The organism is Microbacterium sp. M1A1_1b (assembly GCF_053345565.1).
The window spans coordinates 100,585-120,091 of the sequence record NZ_JBKFAJ010000002.1; the positions used below are offsets into that span (position 1 = coordinate 100,585).

Here is a 19,507-nt window from a genome sequence, read left to right on the forward strand (position 1 = left end):
CCGGCGCCGTCATGCCTGCTCCCGGTACGCGCGCCACCCGCCGTGCTGGGTGATGTCCTGCGCGCCGTCGACGGCCCACGGCTCGACCAGGAACCCGGTGACGTCGGTGCCGTCGTCGAGTGCGACGGTGCCGATCGCCATCGGTGCGGGCAGCGCGGCGACGAACGTGGCGAAACCGGCGGCGGGCAGCCGCCAGACCTCTCCGACGATCGAACCCGAACCTGACGCCGGACCCCGGCCGTCACCGGGCGTGACCGGGCCCGCCCGGACCAGCCCCGGCTTGGGCGGCACCGTGTCCAGGGCGTACAGCCGGTAGTCGGACGCGGTGTGGGCCTCCATGACGAACGACCCGCCGGCCGCGACCAGCTGGCCGTTCAGCGGCTGGCCCCGCAGGTGTGCGCCGACGACCAGCAGGTCGACCGTCGGCGCGGTGAAGGCGCGGGCGAGCGCCGCGAGCCGTCGGTCGGTGAACGCAGGCCCGGTCAGCATCACGCCGAACGGCAGGCCGTCGACGAACCCGGCCGGCACCGCGAGCGAGGCCATGTCGAGCAGGTTCGCGAAGTTCGTGTAGCGCCCCATCCGGCTGTTCGCCCCGATCGGGTCGGCGGCGACCTCGGCCAGCGTCGGGTGCCAGGTGGTGGTGGGGGTGAGCAGCGCGGTCGTGCCGGCCAACACCGCGCGGCCGGCAGCCCCGAGGCGGTCGAGCCGTTCCTGGTCGGCGAACAGCTCGGCGGCGGTGGGTGTCGCACCACCGAGCACGATCGTCGCCACGGACGGGTCGAGGTCGTCCCCGATCAGGTCCCGGTGCGCGTCGATGTGCGCGCCGACGGCGGCGTACCGTTCGGCGACGAACGCGCCGTCGTACAGCAGCGCTGCGGCGTCGAGGAGCGGTGCGATGTCGACCTCGACGACGTCGTGCCCGAGCGCCCGGAAGCGGTCGACGGCCGCCGCGAACGCCTCGGCCCACCCCGGTGTAAGCCCCTCGAGCTGCGACGGCAGCGGCACGGCGAGCCGCGGCGTGGTGGGCAGGGCGGCGTGCGCGGTGTCCTCGCGGGCGAGCGGGTCGATGCCGTCCGGGCCGGTCATCAGCTCGGTCGCGGTCCGGGCCAGGTCGAGCGACCGGGCGAACACCGTGACGCAGTCCTGCGACCGGCAGGCCGGCACGACGCCGGTGTTCGGGACCAGGCCCTTCGTGGGCTTCACCCCGACCAGGTTGCCGAGCGCTGCCGGCACCCGACCGGACCCGGCGGTGTCGGTGCCGAGCGCCAGGTCGACGATCCCGAGCGCGACCGCGGTGGCCGAACCGCTCGACGATCCGCCGGAGATCCGCGTGGGGTCCCACGCGTTCCGCACGGCGCCGAACGGCGACCGGGTACCGACCAGACCCGTGGCGAACTGGTCCAGGTTCGTCTTGCCGACCACGACGGCGCCGGCGGCGCGCAGACGGGCCACGGCCGTGGCGTCAGCGGTCGGTTCGTACGCGAACGAGCGCGACGCGGCGGTCGTGGGGAGCCCGGCGACGTCGATGTTGTCCTTCACCGCGACCAGCAGACCGGCCAGGGGGAGCGACGGGTCGACCGCCGTCGCCTCGGCCAGCACGTCGGACCGGTCGCGCAGGGTGATCCAGACCTCGGGGCGGTCGACCGCGGTGATCCGGTCGTACGCGTCGTGCACGCGGGCGGCGGCGCCGGTGGTGGCGGTGCTGCTCGTGCTCATGGTGCTCGTGGTGCTCGTGCTCATGCTGCTCCTCCGATCGCGGCGAGGACCTGCCCCGGCGCCACCTGCTCGCCCGGGCTGATGTAGACCTCGAGCACCTGGCCACCGACGGGCGCGTGCACCATCGACTCCATCTTCATCGCCTCGACCGCCAGCAGCTTCTGCCCGGCGTCGACCCGGTCACCCGGCCGGACGTCGACCTGCCACACGGTCGAGGTGAACGGTGCGACCACCGCGGTCGAGCCCTCGGGCACCGTCACGGCGTCGGCCACCACGGGCGCCGGCTCGTCGCGCACGTCGAACTCGCCCGAGGCACGCCAGCGGTCCTTCTCCTGATCGAACGCCCGCGCCTGCTGCGCACGGAACGCGTCGATCGAGGTCGCGTTGTCGCTGAGGAACCGGTTGTACGACGCGATCGAGAACTCGCCGTCGACCGTCTCGAACTCCCCGCGGCCGGCGTCCGTCTCGGCGCGCAGCTCGAGCAGTTCGTCGGCGCCGACCGGGTACCACTCGATCCGGTCGAAGAACCGCAGCGCCCACGGGTCCTGCTGGAACAGTCCACCGCGGCGGAACCGGTTCCAGATCTGCACGGTGCGGCCGACGAACTGGTAGCCGCCGGGGCCCTCCATGCCGTAGATGCACAGGTAGGCGCCGCCGATGCCGACCGAGTTCTCGGCCGTCCAGGTGCGGGCCGGGTTGTACTTCGTGGTCACGAGCCGGTGCCGCGGGTCGAGGGGCGTGGCAACCGGCGCGCCGAGGTACACGTCGCCCAGACCGAGCACCAGGTAGCTCGCGTCGAACACCGTGCGGAACACGTCGTCCACCGAGTCGAGCCCGTTGATCCGCCGGATGAACTCGATGTTCCAGGGGGTCCACGGAGCGTCGTTCCGGACACCGTTCATGTAGCGCTCGATCGCCAGCCGAGTGGCCGGGTCGTCCCACGACAGCGGCAGCTTGACCGTCCGCGAGGGCACGACGAGCTGGTCGGTCGGTGGGATCTCGTCCTCGAGCTCACGCAGCAGGCCGGCCATGGTGCTCGCCTTCAGCACGCTGGCATCGGTGTGCACCTGCAGCGAGCGGATGCCCGGCGTGATGTCGAGGATGCCCTCCGGTGCCTCGGCCTGCAGCGTCGTCATCAGGGCGTGCACCCGCATCCGCAGCGCGATGTCGAGCGTCATGTCGCCGTACTCCACCAGGACGTTGTCGTCGCCGTCCCGCCGGTACGCCACGCTCGGCCGGGACTCGGTGGCGTCCAGGCGTGCGAGCACGCCGTCGTCCCCGTCCCCGCCGGTGCGTCCGTCGGCTCCGGTGCGCGGCACCGTCCTGGAGGCCCGGTGTGCGTCGAGCGCGGCGGCGTCGGCTTCGCGGACCGGCACGAACCGCACCGTGTCACCCGGGCGCAACTGGCCCACCTTCCACAGGTCACCGCTCGCCACCACGGCGGGGCAGACGAACCCGCCCAGGGACGGTCCGTCCGGTCCCAGGATGATCGGGGTGTCGCCGGTGAAGTCGATCGCGCCGACCGCGTAGGGGGTGTCGTGGATGTTCGAGGGGTGCAGTCCGGCCTCGCCGCCGTCCGTGCGCGCCCAGCCCGGCCGGGGGCCGATCAACCGGACACCGGTGCGGGCGGAGTTGTGGTGCACGCCGTAGTCGGTGGCGTAGAACACGTCGAGGTCGGCGCGCGTGAAGAAGTCCGGTGCCGCGTGCGGGCCCTCGGTGACGGCGATCTCCCACGTGCTGGTCAGTGCCGTGCGGCGGTCGTCGGGTGTGGGCCCGCCGACCAGGCCGAGCCGGGCACCGGCGGGGAAGGCGGGGTGCGGCACGTCGGCGTCGGGGGAGCCCGGGCGCAGGACGTCGCCGGCCAGCAGAGCACGGCCCGCATGGCCACCGAAGCCGCCGAGCGTGAACGTGGCCGCGGACCCCAGGTAGGTCGGCACGTCGATGCCACCGCGCACCGCCAGGTACGTCCGGAGTCCGGGGCCCGCGGCGGTGCCGATCGTCAGGGTCTGTCCGGCCTGCACCTCGACGGGCTCCCACAGCGGCACGGGCTCGTCGTCGACGGTGACCGGGGCCGCCGCTCCGGTCACGGCGACCAGGGCCGGGGCCGAGAACCGCAGTGTGGGTCCGGTCGCGGTGACCTCGAGCGCCGGAGCGCCTTCGGGGTTGCCGACCGCGCGGTTCGCCTCGGCGAAGGACGCCGCGTCGAACGGGCCGCTCGGCGGGACACCGACCTGCCAGTGGCCCAGGCGGCCGGGCAGGTCCTGCACGGTCGTCATCGTGCCGGGTGTCACGACGTCGATGCGCGGGTCCGGGTCGGCGGTCTCGTCGAGCGTCGACGTCGAGTGCGTCGCCGTGCGGAGTTCCAGGTCGTCGGTCAGGGCGCGCAACAGACCGGTGTTCGTCACGATGCCGTCGATCCGGGTGCCGGTCAGCCCCGCACGCAGCAGGTCGAGGGCGTCGTCGCGGGTCTCCCCGGTGGCGATCACCTTGGCGAGCATCGGGTCGTAGAACGCGGACACCTCGGAGCCGGTCTCGACCCAGCCGTCCACGCGGATGCCGGTTGGGGCGCCGCCGTCGGTCGTGGTCGCGGGGAACACGGCCTGCGTCACCAGGCCACTCGAGGGCAGCGAGCCCTTGGCCGGGTCCTCGGCGTAGACGCGGGCCTCGACAGCGTGGCCGGTCGGGGTCCAGGTGCGCGCGAACACATCCGGGTCGATGCCGGACGCGCCGTCGCGGGCCAGTCGCAGCATCAGCGCGACCAGGTCGACGCCGTAGACCTGCTCGGTGACGGGGTGTTCCACCTGCAGCCGGGTGTTCACCTCGAGGAACGACGCCTCTTCGCGCACCGGGTCGTAGACGAACTCGACCGTGCCGGCGCTGCGGTACCCGATGCTCGCCGCGAGCCGACGTGCGGAACTGTGCAGGGCCTCCCGGACGTGCTCCGGCAGTGCCGGCGCCGGGGCCTCTTCGATGACCTTCTGGTTGCGGCGCTGGAGCGAGCAGTCGCGGTCACCGATCACGGCGACCCGGCCCTGGCCGTCGCCGAACAGCTGGACCTCGACGTGCCGGGCCGGTCGGACCAGGCGCTCGAGGAAGATGCCGGCGGCGCCGAAGGCGGCAGCCGCGGTGCGCTCGACGCTGGCGTAGGCCTCGCGCACCTCGTCCAGGGTCGCGCAGGCCTGCATGCCGATGCCGCCGCCACCGCCCGTGGCCTTGAGCATGACGGGCAGACCGATCCGCTCCGCCGCGGCGACCGCGTCGTCGGCCGAGGCCAGCAGCCCGGTGCCGGCCAGCATCGGGACCCCGGCGGCGGCGGCGAGCTCGCGGGCGGTGTGCTTCGCGCCGAACGCGACGATCTGCTCGGCCGTCGGTCCGACGAAGCGGATACCGGCGGCCTCGCAGGCGCTCGCGAAGTCGGTGTTCTCGGACAGGAACCCGTAGCCGGGGTGGACCAGGCCGGCGCCGGTGTCGAGCGCCGCCTGCACGACAGCGTCGATGCGCAGGTAGGACTCGCGAGCGGGGGCCGGTCCCAGGCGGACGGCGACGTCGGCCTCGCGCACGTGCGGGGCGGCACGGTCGGCGTCGGAGAACACGGCGACGGTGCGCATGCCCATCGCCCTGGCGGAGCGGATCACGCGACGGGCGATCTCCCCGCGGTTGGCGACGAGCACGGTGTCCAGGTCGAGCGGCACGGCGGGGCTCCCGGTGCGGTCGGGCGCGGCGGTCACGGCTGGACCACGATCATGCGCAGGGGCGTGCAGGAGAAGTCGTTGCAGGGGTTGTTCATCTGCGGGCAGTTCGACACGATCACCAGCACGTCCCGTTCGGCCCGGACGGCCACGCGCTTGCCGGGGGCGCTCATGCCGTCGACGATCCCGAGCGCGCCGTCCGCCTCGACCGGCACGTTCATGAACCAGTTCAGGTTCGACACCAGGTCCCGCACGCCCAGTCCGTGGCGCGCGGCCTCGGCGATGAAGTTCTCGCGGCAGCCGTGCTGGTACGCCGTGTGGTGGCCGTACCGCAGCGTGTTCGACTCCTTCGAGCACGCCCCGCCGATCGTGTCCTGCCGGTCGATCTCGTTGCCGACGACGGTCATCAGCGGGCGGCCCTCGTTCGACATCAGCACGGTGCCGGTCCGGACGTACGCGTTCCCCTGCGCGACGAGGGTGTCGGGCACGCTGTACCGCTCGTCGGGGTCGACGGCGTCGTACACCAGGCAGTCGGCGCTCTGGTTGCCGCCGACGTCGACGATCGTCAGGACCTGCCCGGCGCGGACGACCGTCGACCACGGGGCGAGCGGCGCGACCCGGTCGTCGCGCACGACGGTGCCGGGGACCAGCGACTCGCTCCAGTCCAGGGCGACGTCGGGCGCGTGGACGGCGCCGACGGGGACGGTGGAGGTCAGGGTGTCGGACATCGTTCAGCCTCGTGCTTCCGCGTGGTCGATCGTGTTCAGGTAGGCGCGCGTCAGCTCCGGTGTGGCGCCGAAGCGGTCGTCCGCGGGGCTCGTCGGCTCCCCGCGCCAGGCGTGCACGCGCAGCGGCCCCACCACGTAGTCGGTGCGGGGGTCGAGCGGGTGCGCGACGTTCGCGACCAGCACCAGCAGCGGCAGCTCGGCGACCAGGGTGACGTGGTGCTCCGGGCCGGCCGACCCGACGGGCTCGAGTGCGCCGTCGGGGTCGACCCGCACGCCCTGGAAGAACGACACGCTCGGCGGCAGGTCGCGCTTGGTCAGGCCGTGCTTCGCCGCCGCCTTCGCCAGCAGGGACCGACCGCTCGGTGACGGCCCCTCGGGTGCGGCGTCGCCGTACTTGGCGGTGTTCCAGGCGTCGGTCGAGGTCCCGCAGAACGCGTCGTGGCGCCCGGAGGTGTCCTCGACGATGCTCGCGAGCACCCGGCCGTCGCCGCTCAGCAGCGGGGATCCGGCGCCCAGGTAGGCCTGCCACGGGATCTTCTGTGTGTCGGCGACGTTCAGGCGCTCCCACGGCTCGAGCGCGTTGTACACGACGATGCTCGCGCAGGCGTCGCCCGTGGGGTCGTCGAACCGCAGCCGGGAACCCCGAGCCAGGACCTTGTGCGTGTACCCGCCCGGGGCGACGGTCTCGGCCCAGACGAGCTGCGCGGGATCGACGCCGTCCGGGGTGTACGGGGACGTCGATGCCGGCAGGTACGGCATGTGCTCGGACCGGATTCCGGCCTGGGCGCGGGCGTCGTCCCGCGAGGCGAGGACACTGTCGGTCTGGTGCAGGTCACGCATGGGTGGTTCCTCCGTGCTGGTGCTGGTGCTGGTGCTGGTGCTGACTGCGGTGTCGTGTCCGCGCGTTCAGGCGTCCGCGGTCACGGGTGTCGCGGCGGTCGTGGGGACGTCGGCCAGGGTGATCGGACCGTGCGCGCGGTGCCGCCACGCCGACCACGCCCAGCCGATCAGCAGGACCCCGCCGATGAACAGCAGTGCGCTGTACTGCAGCCACCACGAGTGGCCCGTCAGGTCGTAGATCTCGGGACGGGGCCAGATCAGGTTGACCGCCATGCCGATCTGGAACGCCACGGCCAGCGCGTTGAGCGGGATGCCCCACCGGCCGAGCGTGAAGAGCGGCTTGCCGTCCTCGTCCACCCCGGCCGGGAAGCCCTCGCGCCGCAGCCGGATGCGCTGCACCAGCAGGGGTCCGGTCACGCCGAGGTAGGCCAGGTAGAGCATCGCGATGCACAGGCTGGACAGCGCCGTGAAGATCGCCGACTGCCCGATGTTCACCGCCAGGGCGAGCCCGGCACCGACCCCGACGACGATCGACGCCGCGATCGGGGTCCCGGTGCGCGGCGAGACCTTCGCCAGGGTGCGGTGGAACGGCAGGGCCTTCTCGCGCGCCATCGAGTAGACCATCCGGGCACCCGCGGTCTGCACCGCCAGGGTGCACGCGAAGACGGCGACGGCGACGGTGCACAGCAGCAGGCGGCCGAACACGTCGCCGAGCGTCGAGGTGATGACCCACGCCAGTCCCTGGGTGGCGAGCTTGCCGTCGGTCAGGCTCGGGGCCGCGACGAGTGCCCCGATGATGAGCAGTCCGCCGCCGAGACCGGACACCGTCAGCGCGCGGACGATCGTCTTCGGGGTGGTGCGGCGGGGGTTGTGCGTCTCCTCGGCCAGCTCGCCAGCCGAGTCGAACCCGACCATCACGTACGCCGCCATCAGTGACGACGCCAGGAACGCCCACACGTACGGCTCGGTGCTCGTCGACCCCGTGGTCGTGAAGAGCACCGCCGGGGTGCGGTGCGGCAGCAGGAACAGCGCGGCGATGAGCACCACGACGCCGATGATCTCGATGAGCACGCCGAAGCTCGTCACCCGCGCCATGAGCCGCACGCTCGTGATGTTCACCAGGGTCGTTGCGACGAGCATCACCAGGCCGAGGACCACCGCGTTGGCGGCACCCGTCGACGACGCCAACGAGGGGTCGGCGCCCGGACCGCCGACGACCTGGAACCCGCTCCAGATGGCGGGGAGCACGGCCTGGACGGCGATCGCGGCGACCGCGACCGTCAGGATCTGCCCGATGATCATCGTCCAGCCGGTGAACCAGCCGAAGCGCGCACCGGCCAGACGGCTCGACCACTGGAAGATCGCGCCCGAGATCGGCCAGCGGGCTGCCAACTGGGCGAAGTTCAGCGCGACGAGCAGCTGGCCGCCGAAGACGAGCGGCCAGGCCCAGAAGAAGGCGGCACCGCCCAGTCCGAAGCCCAGGCCGAACAGCTGGAACACCGTGGTCAGGATGGACACGAACGAGAACCCGGCGGCGAACGACGAGAACGACCCGACGCCGCGGTGCAGCTCCTGCTCGTAGCCGATGCGGGCGAGGTCCTGCGTGGTGGGGGAGACGGTGGCGCGCGGTGCGTGGAGCGGAGCTTCGGAGGAGCGCATGGCTGCAGACCTTTCGCGGAGTACCTGTCGGGCGACAGGTAGTGCGACCAGTGTGCTGCGGTGCTGTGTCGCCCCCGTTGCCCGGCTGTTTCGTGCTCGTGACAGAGCGCACGATCGTGTGAACACTGCGAGTCGGCGGCGGGCTAGGTTCGGTGTCATGGACGCGGAGCAACGCAGCATCACGGCCCCCGACGGCACCCCGATCGCCGTCACCCGACACCACGGCGGCGACCGCGCCGTGGTCTTCCTGCACGCAGGCGTCGCCGACCGGCGCGCGTGGGACTCCGTCGCAGCCGAACTCGCCGACGACGGTCTCGACCTGGTCGCGTACGACCGGCGCGGCTACGGGGACACCCCGGCAGCGGCCGATCCGGCGTCGTTCACCCACGTCGACGACCTGCTCGTGGTGCTCGACGACCTGGGCGTGCAGCAATCGCTGCTGGTCGGCAACTCGATGGGCGGCGGGCTCGCGCTCGACACGGCACTGCTGCACCCCGAGCGGGTCTCCGGCGCCGTGCTCATCGGCGCGGGCGCATCCGGGATGACCGACGAGGACACCCCCTTCGACTGGGTGCTCGACGCGGCCACGGAACCCCTGCTCGAGGTCGCGGAGGACGACGGTGCGCCGACCGAGGACCGCATCGCCGCGCTCGCACACCTGTGGCTCGACGGCCCCACGGCGCCCGAGGGTCGCGTCAGCGGTCCGGCGCGCGAGCTGTTCGTCGCGATGAACCAGCGCATCCTCGACGTCGCCGCGGCCGACAGTGCCGGGGCAGCGGGTGTCGGCGCGTGGACACGCCTGGGCGAGGTCACGGTGCCGGTCCTGACGACCTGGGGCGACCTGGACATCCCGGCCGACCTGCCCTTCTACGAGGAGACCGCCCGTCGGCTCGGCCAGGGCCCGGGGCGGGTGCTGCCCGGCGTGGCCCACCTGCCCGGACTCGAACGGCCCGCTCTGGTCGCCGACCTGGTGCGGGGCGCGCTGAGCGGTCGGTGAACAGGGCGCACTGCTCTCTCTGGCCATCCTGGTGCTGGATCCACGTCGTCGTCGTATCCTGATCGAGGAAGCAACGACGGTTCCGGCAGAGTCCCCCGCCAGGCCCCACCACCAGGCGTCCGGACATGGCACCCGACCGTGAACGCAGCATGCCCGAACACATCATCGAGTACGTCGCCCGAGACCGCACGGGCATCACCGCCGTCATCACCGAGACGGGCGTCATCGACGTCGACACCGTGATCCGGAACATCCACTCCGGCCACTCCGGGTACTTCGTCCGCGCCGGCGACTGGCGCCGGGCGCCCGTCCGCAGCCTGTCGGTGCTCGGCAGCGCCTACCTGTTCGCGAACTGGGACGGCTCGAAGCGCAACAACCTGCACGACGTCGCGTTCCCGGCACCCACCCGCACCGTGCAGACGATCCGACCGCGCGGACGCTTCGGGTTCCTCAGCGCGCTGTTCGGCGCCACCGCTCGCTGACGACGCCACACCCTGCGTCAGCTCCCGGTGCGCTCGCCGTCCCGGTGCGTGACCCGGTCGCGGGCCGAGCGCATGGTGTCCTTCGGTACCGGCGGGATGCCCCGACGGATGCCGCGGATGCCGACGGCCAGCAGGATCGCGGTGATGACCGCGAAGCCCGCGAACGTGATGCCGGCCGCCGCCCACACGGGCAGGGCCAGGGCCAGCAGCGCGACGACGAAGCCAGCCAGGGCGATGAGCGTCGTGAGCGCGAAGGCCGCGGCGACACCGGTGAGCACCAGGCCGGTCTTGGCGCCGCTGGCGCGCTCGCTGACCTCGCGTCGCGCTGACGCCACCTCGTCGCGGACGGCGCGCAGCACGGGCTCCAGGGCCTTCTGCACCAGCCCGGCGGTCATGGTGTCGCGGAACGAGGACCTGCCGGTCGCCTGGTCGTCGTGGTCGGTGTTCGTCATGGTCACTCCTGTCGGGGGCGCGAGCAGTGTGCTCGCGGGCACGAGCGGTGCGCCCACCAACGGGACGCACCTGGATCGATGATCGTCACGCGCTGCCGCGACGTGCCCGGCCACTTCGCAGGTTCAGCCCTGCAGCGCGCGCAGCTCGATCGTGCGGTTGCAGGCCACCGAGGCCTCGCCAGCGATGCGGCGTGCCGTTGCGACGTCGGGCAGGTCGAGCACCCAGAACCCCGCGACGTACTGGTCGTCGCCGAACAACGATCCCTCGCTGACCGCGGCGGAGGCGCCCCGCGCATCGATCACGACGGCGTCACCGGGAGCGGTCAGCCCGCCGGCGAACAGGATGCGACCCTCGGCCTGCAGCCGCTGGTTGAGGGCGTCGACCGCGTCGTGCTCGGCCGCGGTCGCCGAGTCGGTCCGGCCGGCGGCGGCGGCCTGGCCGGTGTCGATGACGTTGACGAGGAACTGCACGAGGCACCATCTCCCTGAGTCGGTTCGGCTCATCCTGCTCGCGTCGTGCGGTGGTGTCCAGGCCCACCGGACGCCAGGCGCGGTGCGGGCCAGCACCGCGCCTGGCGTCCCGACGCACCCGCGTGCACTGGCCGCCCCCCACAGCCGGTCAGTTCACGCGAGCGCGTGGATCTCAGCCGCAGTACTCGTACGGCGGGTTCGGGTTGGTGCTCACCCAGACCGTCTTCACGGGGCCGTCCTCGCTCGACAGCACGAAGGTGATGTGGCGGCTGCCGTCGGAGACCGTCCACTCCGGCAGGCCGTACGCCAGCGTGGTGGGCATGCGTTCCAGGTCCGGGTACGCGGCCTGGAGCTGCGGGAGCGTGCTGCCGACGCCCAGCCCCTGGGCTGTGGTGGGCCCGGTCCCGAGGGGTTGTCCGGGTTGCTCGTTCCCGCCCACGGTGATCCCGAACACCTTCCCGTCGACCGCGGAGACGATGAGGGACTGCTGCGCGCCGTTGTCGTAGAAGTACACGTCGGGGTTCGGGCACAGGGAGTTCGGATCCGCGGTGAACGCCGGTTCGAGGTCGTCGAGTTCGCTGGCAACCGCCCCTCCGAGTGCGACCGGGCCGACCTCGTCGAAGCTGATCGTCCAGGTGGTCGGGTCGTTCGCCGAGAAGGGCCTGCGGGTCGGTGTCGGCGTGGGGGTGCTGGTCGGCTGCTCGACGACCGGGGCCGACGACTCGCTCGGTGTCTCCGACGGTTCGACGGTGGTCGAGTTCGGGGTCGGTGCGGGTGCTGCGGCGAAGGGCTGCGGGATCATGCCGAGCGCGACACCGCCGCTGGTGGCGCCGATGCCCAGGACCGCGATGACGCCGATGACGAGTCCGGCGCGACGTGCACGGCGCGTGGGGGCGGGGCGCTGCTGGTCGGCGCGCGTGAGGACTTCGCGTTTCATCGAGACGAGCATCTGTTGCAGGTCGTCTCCGGTGGGAGGTTCAGTGTTCATCGTGCGTCACCGCCTTCTTGAGTCGCGCGCGGGACCGTGAGACCCGCTGGGTGACCGCACCGACGCTCAGGCCGAGCATCGTGGCGGCTTCGGAGTAGGAGTGCCCTTCGAGCAGGCAGAGTTCGCAGATCCGGCGGTCGGTCTCCGGCAGTGCTGCGATCTCGTCGCGGACCCAGCGGAGTCGTTCGCGGGCCTCGTCGGCGTCGGTGGGTGCTGCGAGTTCGGCGGGGAGCTCGTCGCCGGCGTTCTTCGCGGTGCGTCGGGCCTGGTTGCGGGCGTGGTTGCGGCAGACGACCAGCAGCCACGGCAGCAGCGTGCCGGTCGGCAGGTCGATGTCGGCGGCCTTCTGCCAGAGCGTCAGGAACGAGTCCTGGACGAGCTCCTCGACGTCCTGCTTGCTGCCAGCCAGTGCCCACGCGTAGCGGGTGAGCGTCGGTGCGAACCGGTCGAAGGCATCAGCCAACGCCCCGGTGTCGCCGGATGCCATGCGTCGCGTGAGTGCGGCGTCGGCATCGGTGTCGGTCGGTTCCACGGTGCCCCCTCTCACCCCAGAAGTGTCGAGGAAGCACCGGTCCTGACACGTCGTGACCGATCCGTGACCACCGCGTGTCGTCGAGCGGTCAGATCCGACCCCGGTTGCGGCGTCGGATCTCCTTCGGCGCGCGGCCGGCCTGGAACGACCGGGCCGGGTCCACGACGAACCCCTGGCGCAGCGCCTCGCGGCCGATGAGCATCCGGAAGCCCATCTGGTCGCGGTTGCTCAGTGTCACCTCGGCCTGCACGGTCCGGCCGGCGAGTTCGATGGCCGTCAGCACGACGATGCGTTCCTGTGTGTGGCCCGACGAGCTGCGGACCACCCGGCGGTCGTGCACGCCGCACTCGACCGTCGTCGGGTCGGCGTCGGACTCCTGCCAGGGGTGCACCGAGAACCGCACCCGGTCGCCGGGCAGCTCCTCGAGGTCGAACGCGTGCAGCGCCGAGGTCCGCGCACCGGTGTCGAGCTTGACCTTGATCCACGGGATGCCGAGGTCGGGCAGTCCGGCCCACTCCCGCCACCCGGCGACGATCGGGGTGCGCGCGGGGCGCTTCGGATCGTCGGACATGTGCCCATCCTGGCAGGACGGCGCGCGTGGTGCGCCATCCGTCTGCCAGCATGGAGCGTCGCCGTCGCCAGCCCTCGATCAGCGGAGCCTCCCCGATGAAACTCGCCATCCTGTCGCGTGCCCCGCAGGCGTACTCGACCGAGCGGCTCCGTGCCGCCGCGCTCGACCGTGGCCACGAGGTGAAGGTCCTCAACACGCTGCGCTTCGCCATCGACCTGACGGGCGATGCGCCGGACCTGCAGTACCGCGGCAAGCTCATCTCGGACTACGACGCGATCCTGCCGCGCATCGGCAACTCGATCACGTACTACGGCACCGCGGTGGTGCGGCAGTTCGAGCAGATGGACGTGTACACGCCCAACACCGCCAACGGCATCACGAACTCCCGCGACAAGCTCCGCGCGAACCAGATCCTGTCGCGGCACGACATCGGCATGCCCGCCACCACCTTCGTCGCGGGCCGGGCGGACGTCCGCGGGGCGATCGAGCGGGTCGGTGGAGCGCCGGTCGTCATCAAGCTGCTCGAGGGCACGCAGGGCATCGGCGTGATCCTGGCGCCCGAGGCCAAGGTCGCCGAGTCCATCGTCGAGACCCTGCACTCCACCAAGCAGAACGTGCTCATCCAGAGCTTCATCTCCGAGAGCCGCGGCAAGGACATCCGCGCGCTCGTCGTCGGCGACCGGGTGGTGGCCGCGATGCGCCGGAGCGCCTCGGGCGACGAGTTCCGGTCGAACGTGCACCGCGGCGGCACCGTCGAGGCCGTGACGCTCACGCCCGAGTACGAAGAGGCAGCGGTGCGGTCGGCGCAGATCATGGGGCTGCGCGTGGCCGGGGTGGACATGCTCGAGGGCAACGACGGTCCGCTCGTGATGGAGGTCAACTCGTCACCGGGCCTCGAGGGCATCGAGCGCGCGACGGGCCTCGACATCGCCGGTGCGATCATCGACTTCATCGCCAACCAGGTCGCCTTCCCCGAGATCGACGTCCGGCAGCGCCTGTCGGTGTCGACGGGCTACGGCGTCGCCGAGCTCCTGGTGCACACGAACGCCGACCTGGTGGGCAAGACCATCAAGGAGTCCGGGCTCTGGGACCGGGACATCACCGTGCTGACGCTGCACCGTGGGTCGAGCGTCATCCCGAACCCGCGCAGCGGTGTCGCGCTCGAACCAGGGGACCGCCTGCTGTGCTTCGGCAAGCTCGAGGAGATGCGCTCGATGATCCCCGAGCGTCGCAAGCGCCGCGCCAAGCTCAGGAAGCTACCCAAGGAGCACCTGCCGGAGCAGTGAGACCTGCGCCGGTGCAGGATCGAGGGGTGACCGACCTCCCCGAGCCGCTCCGCAGTCCCGTCCACGTCGCCCCGATGGCGGGTGGACCGAGCACCCCCGCGCTCGTCGTGGCCGCCGCCCGCGCGGGCCACTTCGCCCAGCTGGCGGCGGGCTACCGCACGCCGGACGACCTCGCCGCGCAGATCGCCGAGGTACGGACGGGGACGGACCGCTTCGGCGTGAACCTGTTCGCCCCGAACCCGGTGCCGATCGACCCCGCCGACTACGAGCGGTACCGGGCGTCGCTCGGCGTCGAGGGGCTGCCCGACCAGCGCGAGGACGACGACGCCTGGACCGACAAGGTCGCGCTGCTGCTGGACGACCCGGTGCCGGTCGTGTCGTTCACATTCGGGCTGCCCGACGCCGACCTGGTGTGGGAGTTCCGGAAGCGCGAGACGATCACGATGCAGTCGGTCACGAACCGGGCCGAGGCGCTCGCGGCAGCCGAGCGCGGCGTGGACGTGCTGGTCGTGCAGGGCGAGGCCGCCGGCGGGCACTCCGCCGTGCTCGATCCGGCGTCCGCACCTGTCTGGGAGCCACTGCCCGACCTGGTCCGGGCCATCCGGCACGCGGTCGAGCTGCCCGTCATCGCCGCCGGGGGCATCGGCAGCGCCGCCGACGTCGAGGCCGTCCGGATGGCGGGTGCCGACGCGGCCATGGTGGGCACGCTGGTGCTCCGCACGCACGAGGCCGGCACCGGACAGACCCACCGGGATGCGCTGGTCGATCCCGTGTTCGACCGGACCGCGCTGACCCGCGCCTTCACGGGGCGCCCGGCGCGCGCGCTCGTGAACCGCTTCGTGCGCGAACACGAGGACGCACCGCTCGGCTACCCGGCGCTGCACCACCTGACCCGGCCGATCCGGACCGCGGCCGCGGCGGCGGGCGACGCGCAGTCGCTCCACCTGTGGGCCGGCCGCTCGTGGCGGGCTGCGGCAGACGCACCCCTGGCGGACGTCCTGGAGGCCCTGCTGACGTGACCTGTGCCGGTCACGTGCACCGCGCCTCCAGGCTGCTGCCCGGCAACGCGCTGACCGGAACAGCACTACGCTCGGATGCGGCCCGCGTCGCAGCGTTGCGGAGGTCCGCGGACCAGTCGCACTCAGCGTTCAGGAGGACCGAAGTGACCGAAACCGCACCCGTCGACCCCACATCGACCGAAGCGTGGAAGACCCTCGCCGGCATCGCCGACGGCTTCTCCCCAGACCTGCGCGGATGGTTCGACAGCGACCCGGGCCGCGCCGAGCAGTACACCTTCCAGGCCGGTGACCTGACCGTCGACCTGTCGAAGGGCCTGGTCACGAAGGAGATCCTCGACGCGCTGCTGCAGCTCGCCCAGGACGCCGGTGTCGCCGAGCGCTACCAGGCGATGATCTCGGGCGAGCACATCAACGCCACCGAGGACCGCGCCGTGCTGCACACCGCGCTGCGTCGTCCGGCCGAGGGCGACCTCGTACCGGCCAGGGGCTTCGTCGTGGACGGGCAGGACGTCGACGCGGACGTGCACGCCACGCTCGACAAGGTCTACGCCTTCGCGGACAAGGTCCGCTCGGGCGCGTGGACCGGCGTCACCGGCAAGCGCATCGAGACCGTCGTCAACATCGGCATCGGTGGCTCGGACCTCGGCCCGGTCATGGTGTACGAAGCACTGAAGCCGTACGTGCAGGCCGGCATCGAGGCCCGGTTCGTGTCGAACATCGACCCGTCGGACATCTACGAGAAGACCGTCGACCTCGACCCCGAGACCACGCTGTTCATCGTCGCGTCGAAGACCTTCGGCACGCTCGAGACCCTGACGAACGCCCGGCTCGCGCGCCAGTGGCTGTGGGAGGGGCTGTCGCTCACCGACGCCGCGGACGACGCCAAGAACGACGCCGTCGCCAAGCACTTCGTCGCCGTCTCGACCGCGCTCGACAAGGTCGCCGCGTTCGGCATCGACCCCGAGAACGCCTTCGGGTTCTGGGACTGGGTGGGCGGCCGCTACTCGGTCGACTCCGCGATCGGCACGAGCGTGGTCATCGCGATCGGCCCGGACAACTGGAAGCAGTTCCTGGCCGGGTTCCACACCATCGACGAGCACATGCGCACCACCCCGCTCGCGCAGAACGTCCCCGTGCTGATGGGCCTGCTCAACGTCTGGTACTCGAACTTCCTGGGGGCCCAGAGCCACGCGGTCCTGCCGTACACGCAGTACCTGCACCGCTTCGCCGCGTACCTGCAGCAGCTCACCATGGAGTCGAACGGCAAGCGCGTCCGCTGGGACGGCTCACCCGTCACGACGGACACCGGCGAGGTCTTCTGGGGCGAGCCCGGCACGAACGGCCAGCACGCGTTCTACCAGCTCATCCACCAGGGCACGCGCCTGATCCCCGCCGACTTCATCACGGTCGCCAACCCGGCCCGTCCGCTCAAGGACGAGACCGGCGACGGCAAGGCGGTCGAGCCCGGGCAGGACGTCCACAACCTGTTCCTGGCGAACTTCTTCGCGCAGACCAAGGCGCTGGCGTTCGGCAAGACCGCCGACGAGGTCCGCGCCGAGGGCACCACGGACGACGCGATCGTCGCGGCCCGCACCTTCACGGGCAACAAGCCGTCGACGTCGATCCTGGCGCCCGAGCTCACGCCGAGCGTCGTGGGGCAGCTCATCGCGCTGTACGAGCACATCGTGTTCACCGAGGGCACCATCTGGGGCATCGACTCGTTCGACCAGTGGGGCGTCGAGCTCGGCAAGCAGCTCGCACTGCAGATCGCTCCCGCGGTCGACGGTGACCAGTCGGTGCTCGAGACGCAGGACTCGTCCACCAAGGCGCTCATCGCGAAGTACCTCGAGCTGCGGAAGTAGCACCTGCACCGACCGGCGCTGACGATCGTCAGCGCCGGTCGTTGCTGCGCGTCAGCGCTTGACGGGGTCCAGGTTGAGTGTCGTTCCCTCGTAGAGCCACTGCTGGTCGCCGTACACCCGCAGGTCCGGGTCGAGCCAGATCAGTGCTTCGACGGAGATCCCGAAGCGGTCGGCGACGTTCGCGATCAGGTCGTCGGGCGCGATCACGTAGGACGCCGGTGCACCCGAGGCGGTCGTCGCGGACACCGTCCCGTTCGCCCCGGACCGGGCGCCACCGTCGACCGGGTGCACGTTCGTCGTCCGGGCGGGCACCGACCACCGCACGCTGTCGACCGACAGCACCTTGCCCGGGCCGATCTCGACCGGGATCGACGGGTCGCTCGATGCGTCGGAGTACGTCACGATCGTGCCGAGCCACGACGGGTCGTACGACGAGCCGGTCAGCGGTGTCGACGCGGTGGGCGCGGGCGTCGTGGTCGGGCCGCCGAGCCGGTGGTCGCCGACGCCGTGCGCGGTGATGCCGTCCCCGACCGAGGGCGCCTTGTCGATGAGCATCACGCCGACGGGGACCGGCAGGGTCGAGGTGAACCCGGAGTACTCGATCGCGTACGAGTCCCCGCCAGCGACGACGCGGTAGTGGAAGTGCACGCTGCCCTTCGGCGAGGTGACGTCCGCCTCGGCCAGCACGGTGCCGTCCGGGATCGTCGAGATCGTCGGCGCGGGCATCGACGCCTGCGTGGGCACGGCGGTGGGCGGCCGCGGCGAGGCGGACTCGCGCAGCCGTTCGGCCTCGCTGTCGGCATCCGACGTCGCCGGGGCCGACGGGGACGCTGTCGGCGTGGCCGAGGCCGAGCGCGACGGCGCGGGCAGCCCACCCGAGTCGCCGCGGAGCAACGAACACCCCGACAGCCCCACTGCTGCCACGACGACCAGTCCGATCGCGAGTCCTCTGTGCACGGTCATGCCCCCTCGGATCGGCAGCGTAACGGACGGATCCTCGCGGCTGGAGCGGCGTGATCGGACTGTGTCCAACGGCCCACGCGGATGCGGGACGCCCGCTCGAGCGCCGTCGTGGAGCGTCGCACAGCGCATCCGGATCGCGCATCCAGCCCGGATGCGGAAGTATGTATCGGTGACGATCATGACGGAACGGCCGGTCGACCAGGCGACGAGCAGCGAAACCGAGCGCCCGGGCAACGCGACGGCCAAGCACGACAACGTCGCCCTGCTCTCGGTCGCGACCACCGTGGCTGAGCGTGTGACGACCTCTGCGGACATCGAGGAGAAGCTCCGCGGTGTGCTCCGTCGCCTGCGCCTGCCGATGGGTCTGCTCGAACGCGTGGCCGGGGTGAAGGAGCGTCGCAACTGGGGCGAGGGGCAGTCCTTCCAGGACGCCGCCATCGATGCCGGGCGCCGCGCGATGGCCGAAGCCGGCATCCGCCCCGAGGACGTCGGCCTGCTCATCAACACGTCCGTCACGCGTCCGCACCTCGAGCCCTCGGTGGCCGTGCGCCTGCACCACGGCCTGGGCCTGCCGTCGTCCGCGATCAACTTCGACATCGCGAACGCCTGCCTGGGCTTCGTCAACGCGATGAGCGTGGCCGCGGGCATGATCGACTCCGGGCAGATCAAGTACGCGCTCGTCGTCGACGGCGAGGACGCCGACCAGGTGCAGCTCAACACCATCGAGCGGCTGAACCAGGGCGGCCGCAACCGCAAGGACTTCATGAGCGAGTTCGCCAGCCTGACGCTCGGCTCCGGTGCTGCCGCAGCCGTGCTCGGCCCGGCGGACATGCACCCGGGCGGACACCGGATCGTCGGCGGCGTCACCCGCGCGGCGACCCAGTGGTACGACCTGTGCGTCGGCAGCGTGGACGGCATGTTCACCGACGCCAAGATGCTGCTGAAGGGCGGCATGGAACTGGTGGTCGCCGCCTGGAACGAAGCGCGCTCGCACTTCGACTGGGCCGACATGGACCGCTACGTCCTGCACCAGGTCTCCGACGTGCACACGAACGCCTTCGTCGAGGCCATCGGTGTGCCGCGCGACAAGGTCCCCACGACGTACGAGCGCTTCGGCAACGTCGGCCCCGCGTCGATCCCGATCACCCTGGCCGACGAGGCCGCCGCCGGCCGCATCCGTCCCGGCGACCGCGTGTTCCTGGGCGGCGTCGGCTCCGGCATCAACACGGCGATGATGGAACTCCGCTGGTGA

Annotated in this window: 17 protein-coding genes; 6 read left to right on the forward strand and 11 right to left on the reverse strand. The window is 71.8% G+C overall.

Going from position 1 to position 19,507, the window contains the following annotated elements; all coding sequences use genetic code 11:
- Nucleotides 1-9: 9 nt before the first annotated feature.
- The 5 genes from atzF to ACLBWP_RS05125 form a co-directional block, all read right to left on the reverse strand.
- Nucleotides 10-1,740, reverse strand: coding sequence for an allophanate hydrolase (gene atzF / locus ACLBWP_RS05105; protein WP_447654342.1), 1,731 nt, complete (start codon nt 1,738-1,740; stop codon nt 10-12).
- Nucleotides 1,737-5,444 (reverse strand): urea carboxylase, encoded by a 3,708-nt coding sequence (gene uca, locus ACLBWP_RS05110; RefSeq protein ID WP_447654343.1) that lies wholly within the window; start codon nt 5,442-5,444, stop codon nt 1,737-1,739. Before uca ends, atzF begins: the two co-directional genes overlap by 4 nt.
- A complete protein-coding gene (locus ACLBWP_RS05115; protein WP_243562724.1) occupies nt 5,441-6,133 on the reverse strand; it encodes an urea amidolyase associated protein UAAP2 in 693 nt (230 codons plus the stop codon). Before ACLBWP_RS05115 ends, uca begins: the two co-directional genes overlap by 4 nt.
- Nucleotides 6,134-6,136: 3 nt before the next feature.
- Complete coding sequence (locus ACLBWP_RS05120) at nt 6,137-6,973, reverse strand: urea amidolyase associated protein UAAP1 (protein ID WP_447654344.1); 837 nt, start codon at nt 6,971-6,973, stop codon at nt 6,137-6,139.
- 66 nt (nt 6,974-7,039) lie between these two features.
- Nucleotides 7,040-8,632: an APC family permease gene (locus ACLBWP_RS05125; RefSeq protein ID WP_447654346.1), complete on the reverse strand. Its 1,593-nt coding sequence runs from the start codon at nt 8,630-8,632 to the stop codon at nt 7,040-7,042.
- 157 nt (nt 8,633-8,789) lie between these two features.
- Between ACLBWP_RS05125 and ACLBWP_RS05130 the strand changes: the two genes are divergently transcribed.
- Both ACLBWP_RS05130 and ACLBWP_RS05135 read left to right on the forward strand, forming a co-directional pair.
- Nucleotides 8,790-9,629, forward strand: a complete 840-nt coding sequence (locus ACLBWP_RS05130) for an alpha/beta fold hydrolase (protein WP_447654347.1) — start codon at nt 8,790-8,792, stop codon at nt 9,627-9,629.
- A gap of 125 nt (nt 9,630-9,754) precedes the next feature.
- Nucleotides 9,755-10,111, forward strand: a complete 357-nt coding sequence (locus ACLBWP_RS05135) for a hypothetical protein (protein WP_243562719.1) — start codon at nt 9,755-9,757, stop codon at nt 10,109-10,111.
- Between the two features lie 17 nt (nt 10,112-10,128).
- On the opposite strand, the gene ACLBWP_RS05140 is transcribed toward ACLBWP_RS05135, so the two are convergent.
- The 5 genes from ACLBWP_RS05140 to ACLBWP_RS05160 form a co-directional block, all read right to left on the reverse strand.
- Nucleotides 10,129-10,563 (reverse strand): phage holin family protein, encoded by a 435-nt coding sequence (locus ACLBWP_RS05140; RefSeq protein WP_447654349.1) that lies wholly within the window; start codon nt 10,561-10,563, stop codon nt 10,129-10,131.
- Between the two features lie 123 nt (nt 10,564-10,686).
- Nucleotides 10,687-11,034 carry a YciI family protein gene (locus tag ACLBWP_RS05145; RefSeq protein WP_447654350.1) on the reverse strand — a complete coding sequence of 116 codons (348 nt, stop codon included), beginning with the start codon at nt 11,032-11,034 and terminating at the stop codon, nt 10,687-10,689.
- A gap of 172 nt (nt 11,035-11,206) precedes the next feature.
- Complete coding sequence (locus ACLBWP_RS05150; RefSeq protein ID WP_447654351.1) at nt 11,207-11,971, reverse strand: hypothetical protein; 765 nt, start codon at nt 11,969-11,971, stop codon at nt 11,207-11,209.
- Between the two features lie 40 nt (nt 11,972-12,011).
- Nucleotides 12,012-12,554, reverse strand: a complete 543-nt coding sequence (locus tag ACLBWP_RS05155; RefSeq protein ID WP_447654352.1) for an RNA polymerase sigma factor — start codon at nt 12,552-12,554, stop codon at nt 12,012-12,014.
- Between the two features lie 88 nt (nt 12,555-12,642).
- Nucleotides 12,643-13,125: an ATP-dependent zinc protease family protein gene (locus ACLBWP_RS05160; RefSeq protein WP_243562710.1), complete on the reverse strand. Its 483-nt coding sequence runs from the start codon at nt 13,123-13,125 to the stop codon at nt 12,643-12,645.
- A gap of 95 nt (nt 13,126-13,220) precedes the next feature.
- Here ACLBWP_RS05160 and rimK point away from each other — a divergent pair, with 95 nt between their 5' ends.
- From rimK to pgi, 3 genes are all read left to right on the forward strand, one after another.
- Nucleotides 13,221-14,411: a 30S ribosomal protein S6--L-glutamate ligase gene (rimK, locus tag ACLBWP_RS05165; protein ID WP_243562709.1), complete on the forward strand. Its 1,191-nt coding sequence runs from the start codon at nt 13,221-13,223 to the stop codon at nt 14,409-14,411.
- A gap of 26 nt (nt 14,412-14,437) precedes the next feature.
- A complete protein-coding gene (locus ACLBWP_RS05170) occupies nt 14,438-15,430 on the forward strand; it encodes a nitronate monooxygenase (protein ID WP_243562707.1) in 993 nt (330 codons plus the stop codon).
- A 143-nt stretch (nt 15,431-15,573) separates the two neighbouring features.
- Nucleotides 15,574-17,292 (forward strand): glucose-6-phosphate isomerase, encoded by a 1,719-nt coding sequence (gene pgi, locus ACLBWP_RS05175; RefSeq protein WP_447654353.1) that lies wholly within the window; start codon nt 15,574-15,576, stop codon nt 17,290-17,292.
- A gap of 51 nt (nt 17,293-17,343) precedes the next feature.
- On the opposite strand, the gene ACLBWP_RS05180 is transcribed toward pgi, so the two are convergent.
- On the reverse strand, nt 17,344-18,255 hold the full coding sequence (locus tag ACLBWP_RS05180) for a LysM domain-containing protein (protein WP_447654354.1): 912 nt from the start codon (nt 18,253-18,255) through the stop codon (nt 17,344-17,346).
- Between the two features lie 178 nt (nt 18,256-18,433).
- On the opposite strand from ACLBWP_RS05180, the gene ACLBWP_RS05185 reads away from it, so the two are divergent.
- Nucleotides 18,434-19,507: a 3-oxoacyl-ACP synthase III gene (locus tag ACLBWP_RS05185; protein ID WP_243562802.1), complete on the forward strand. Its 1,074-nt coding sequence runs from the start codon at nt 18,434-18,436 to the stop codon at nt 19,505-19,507.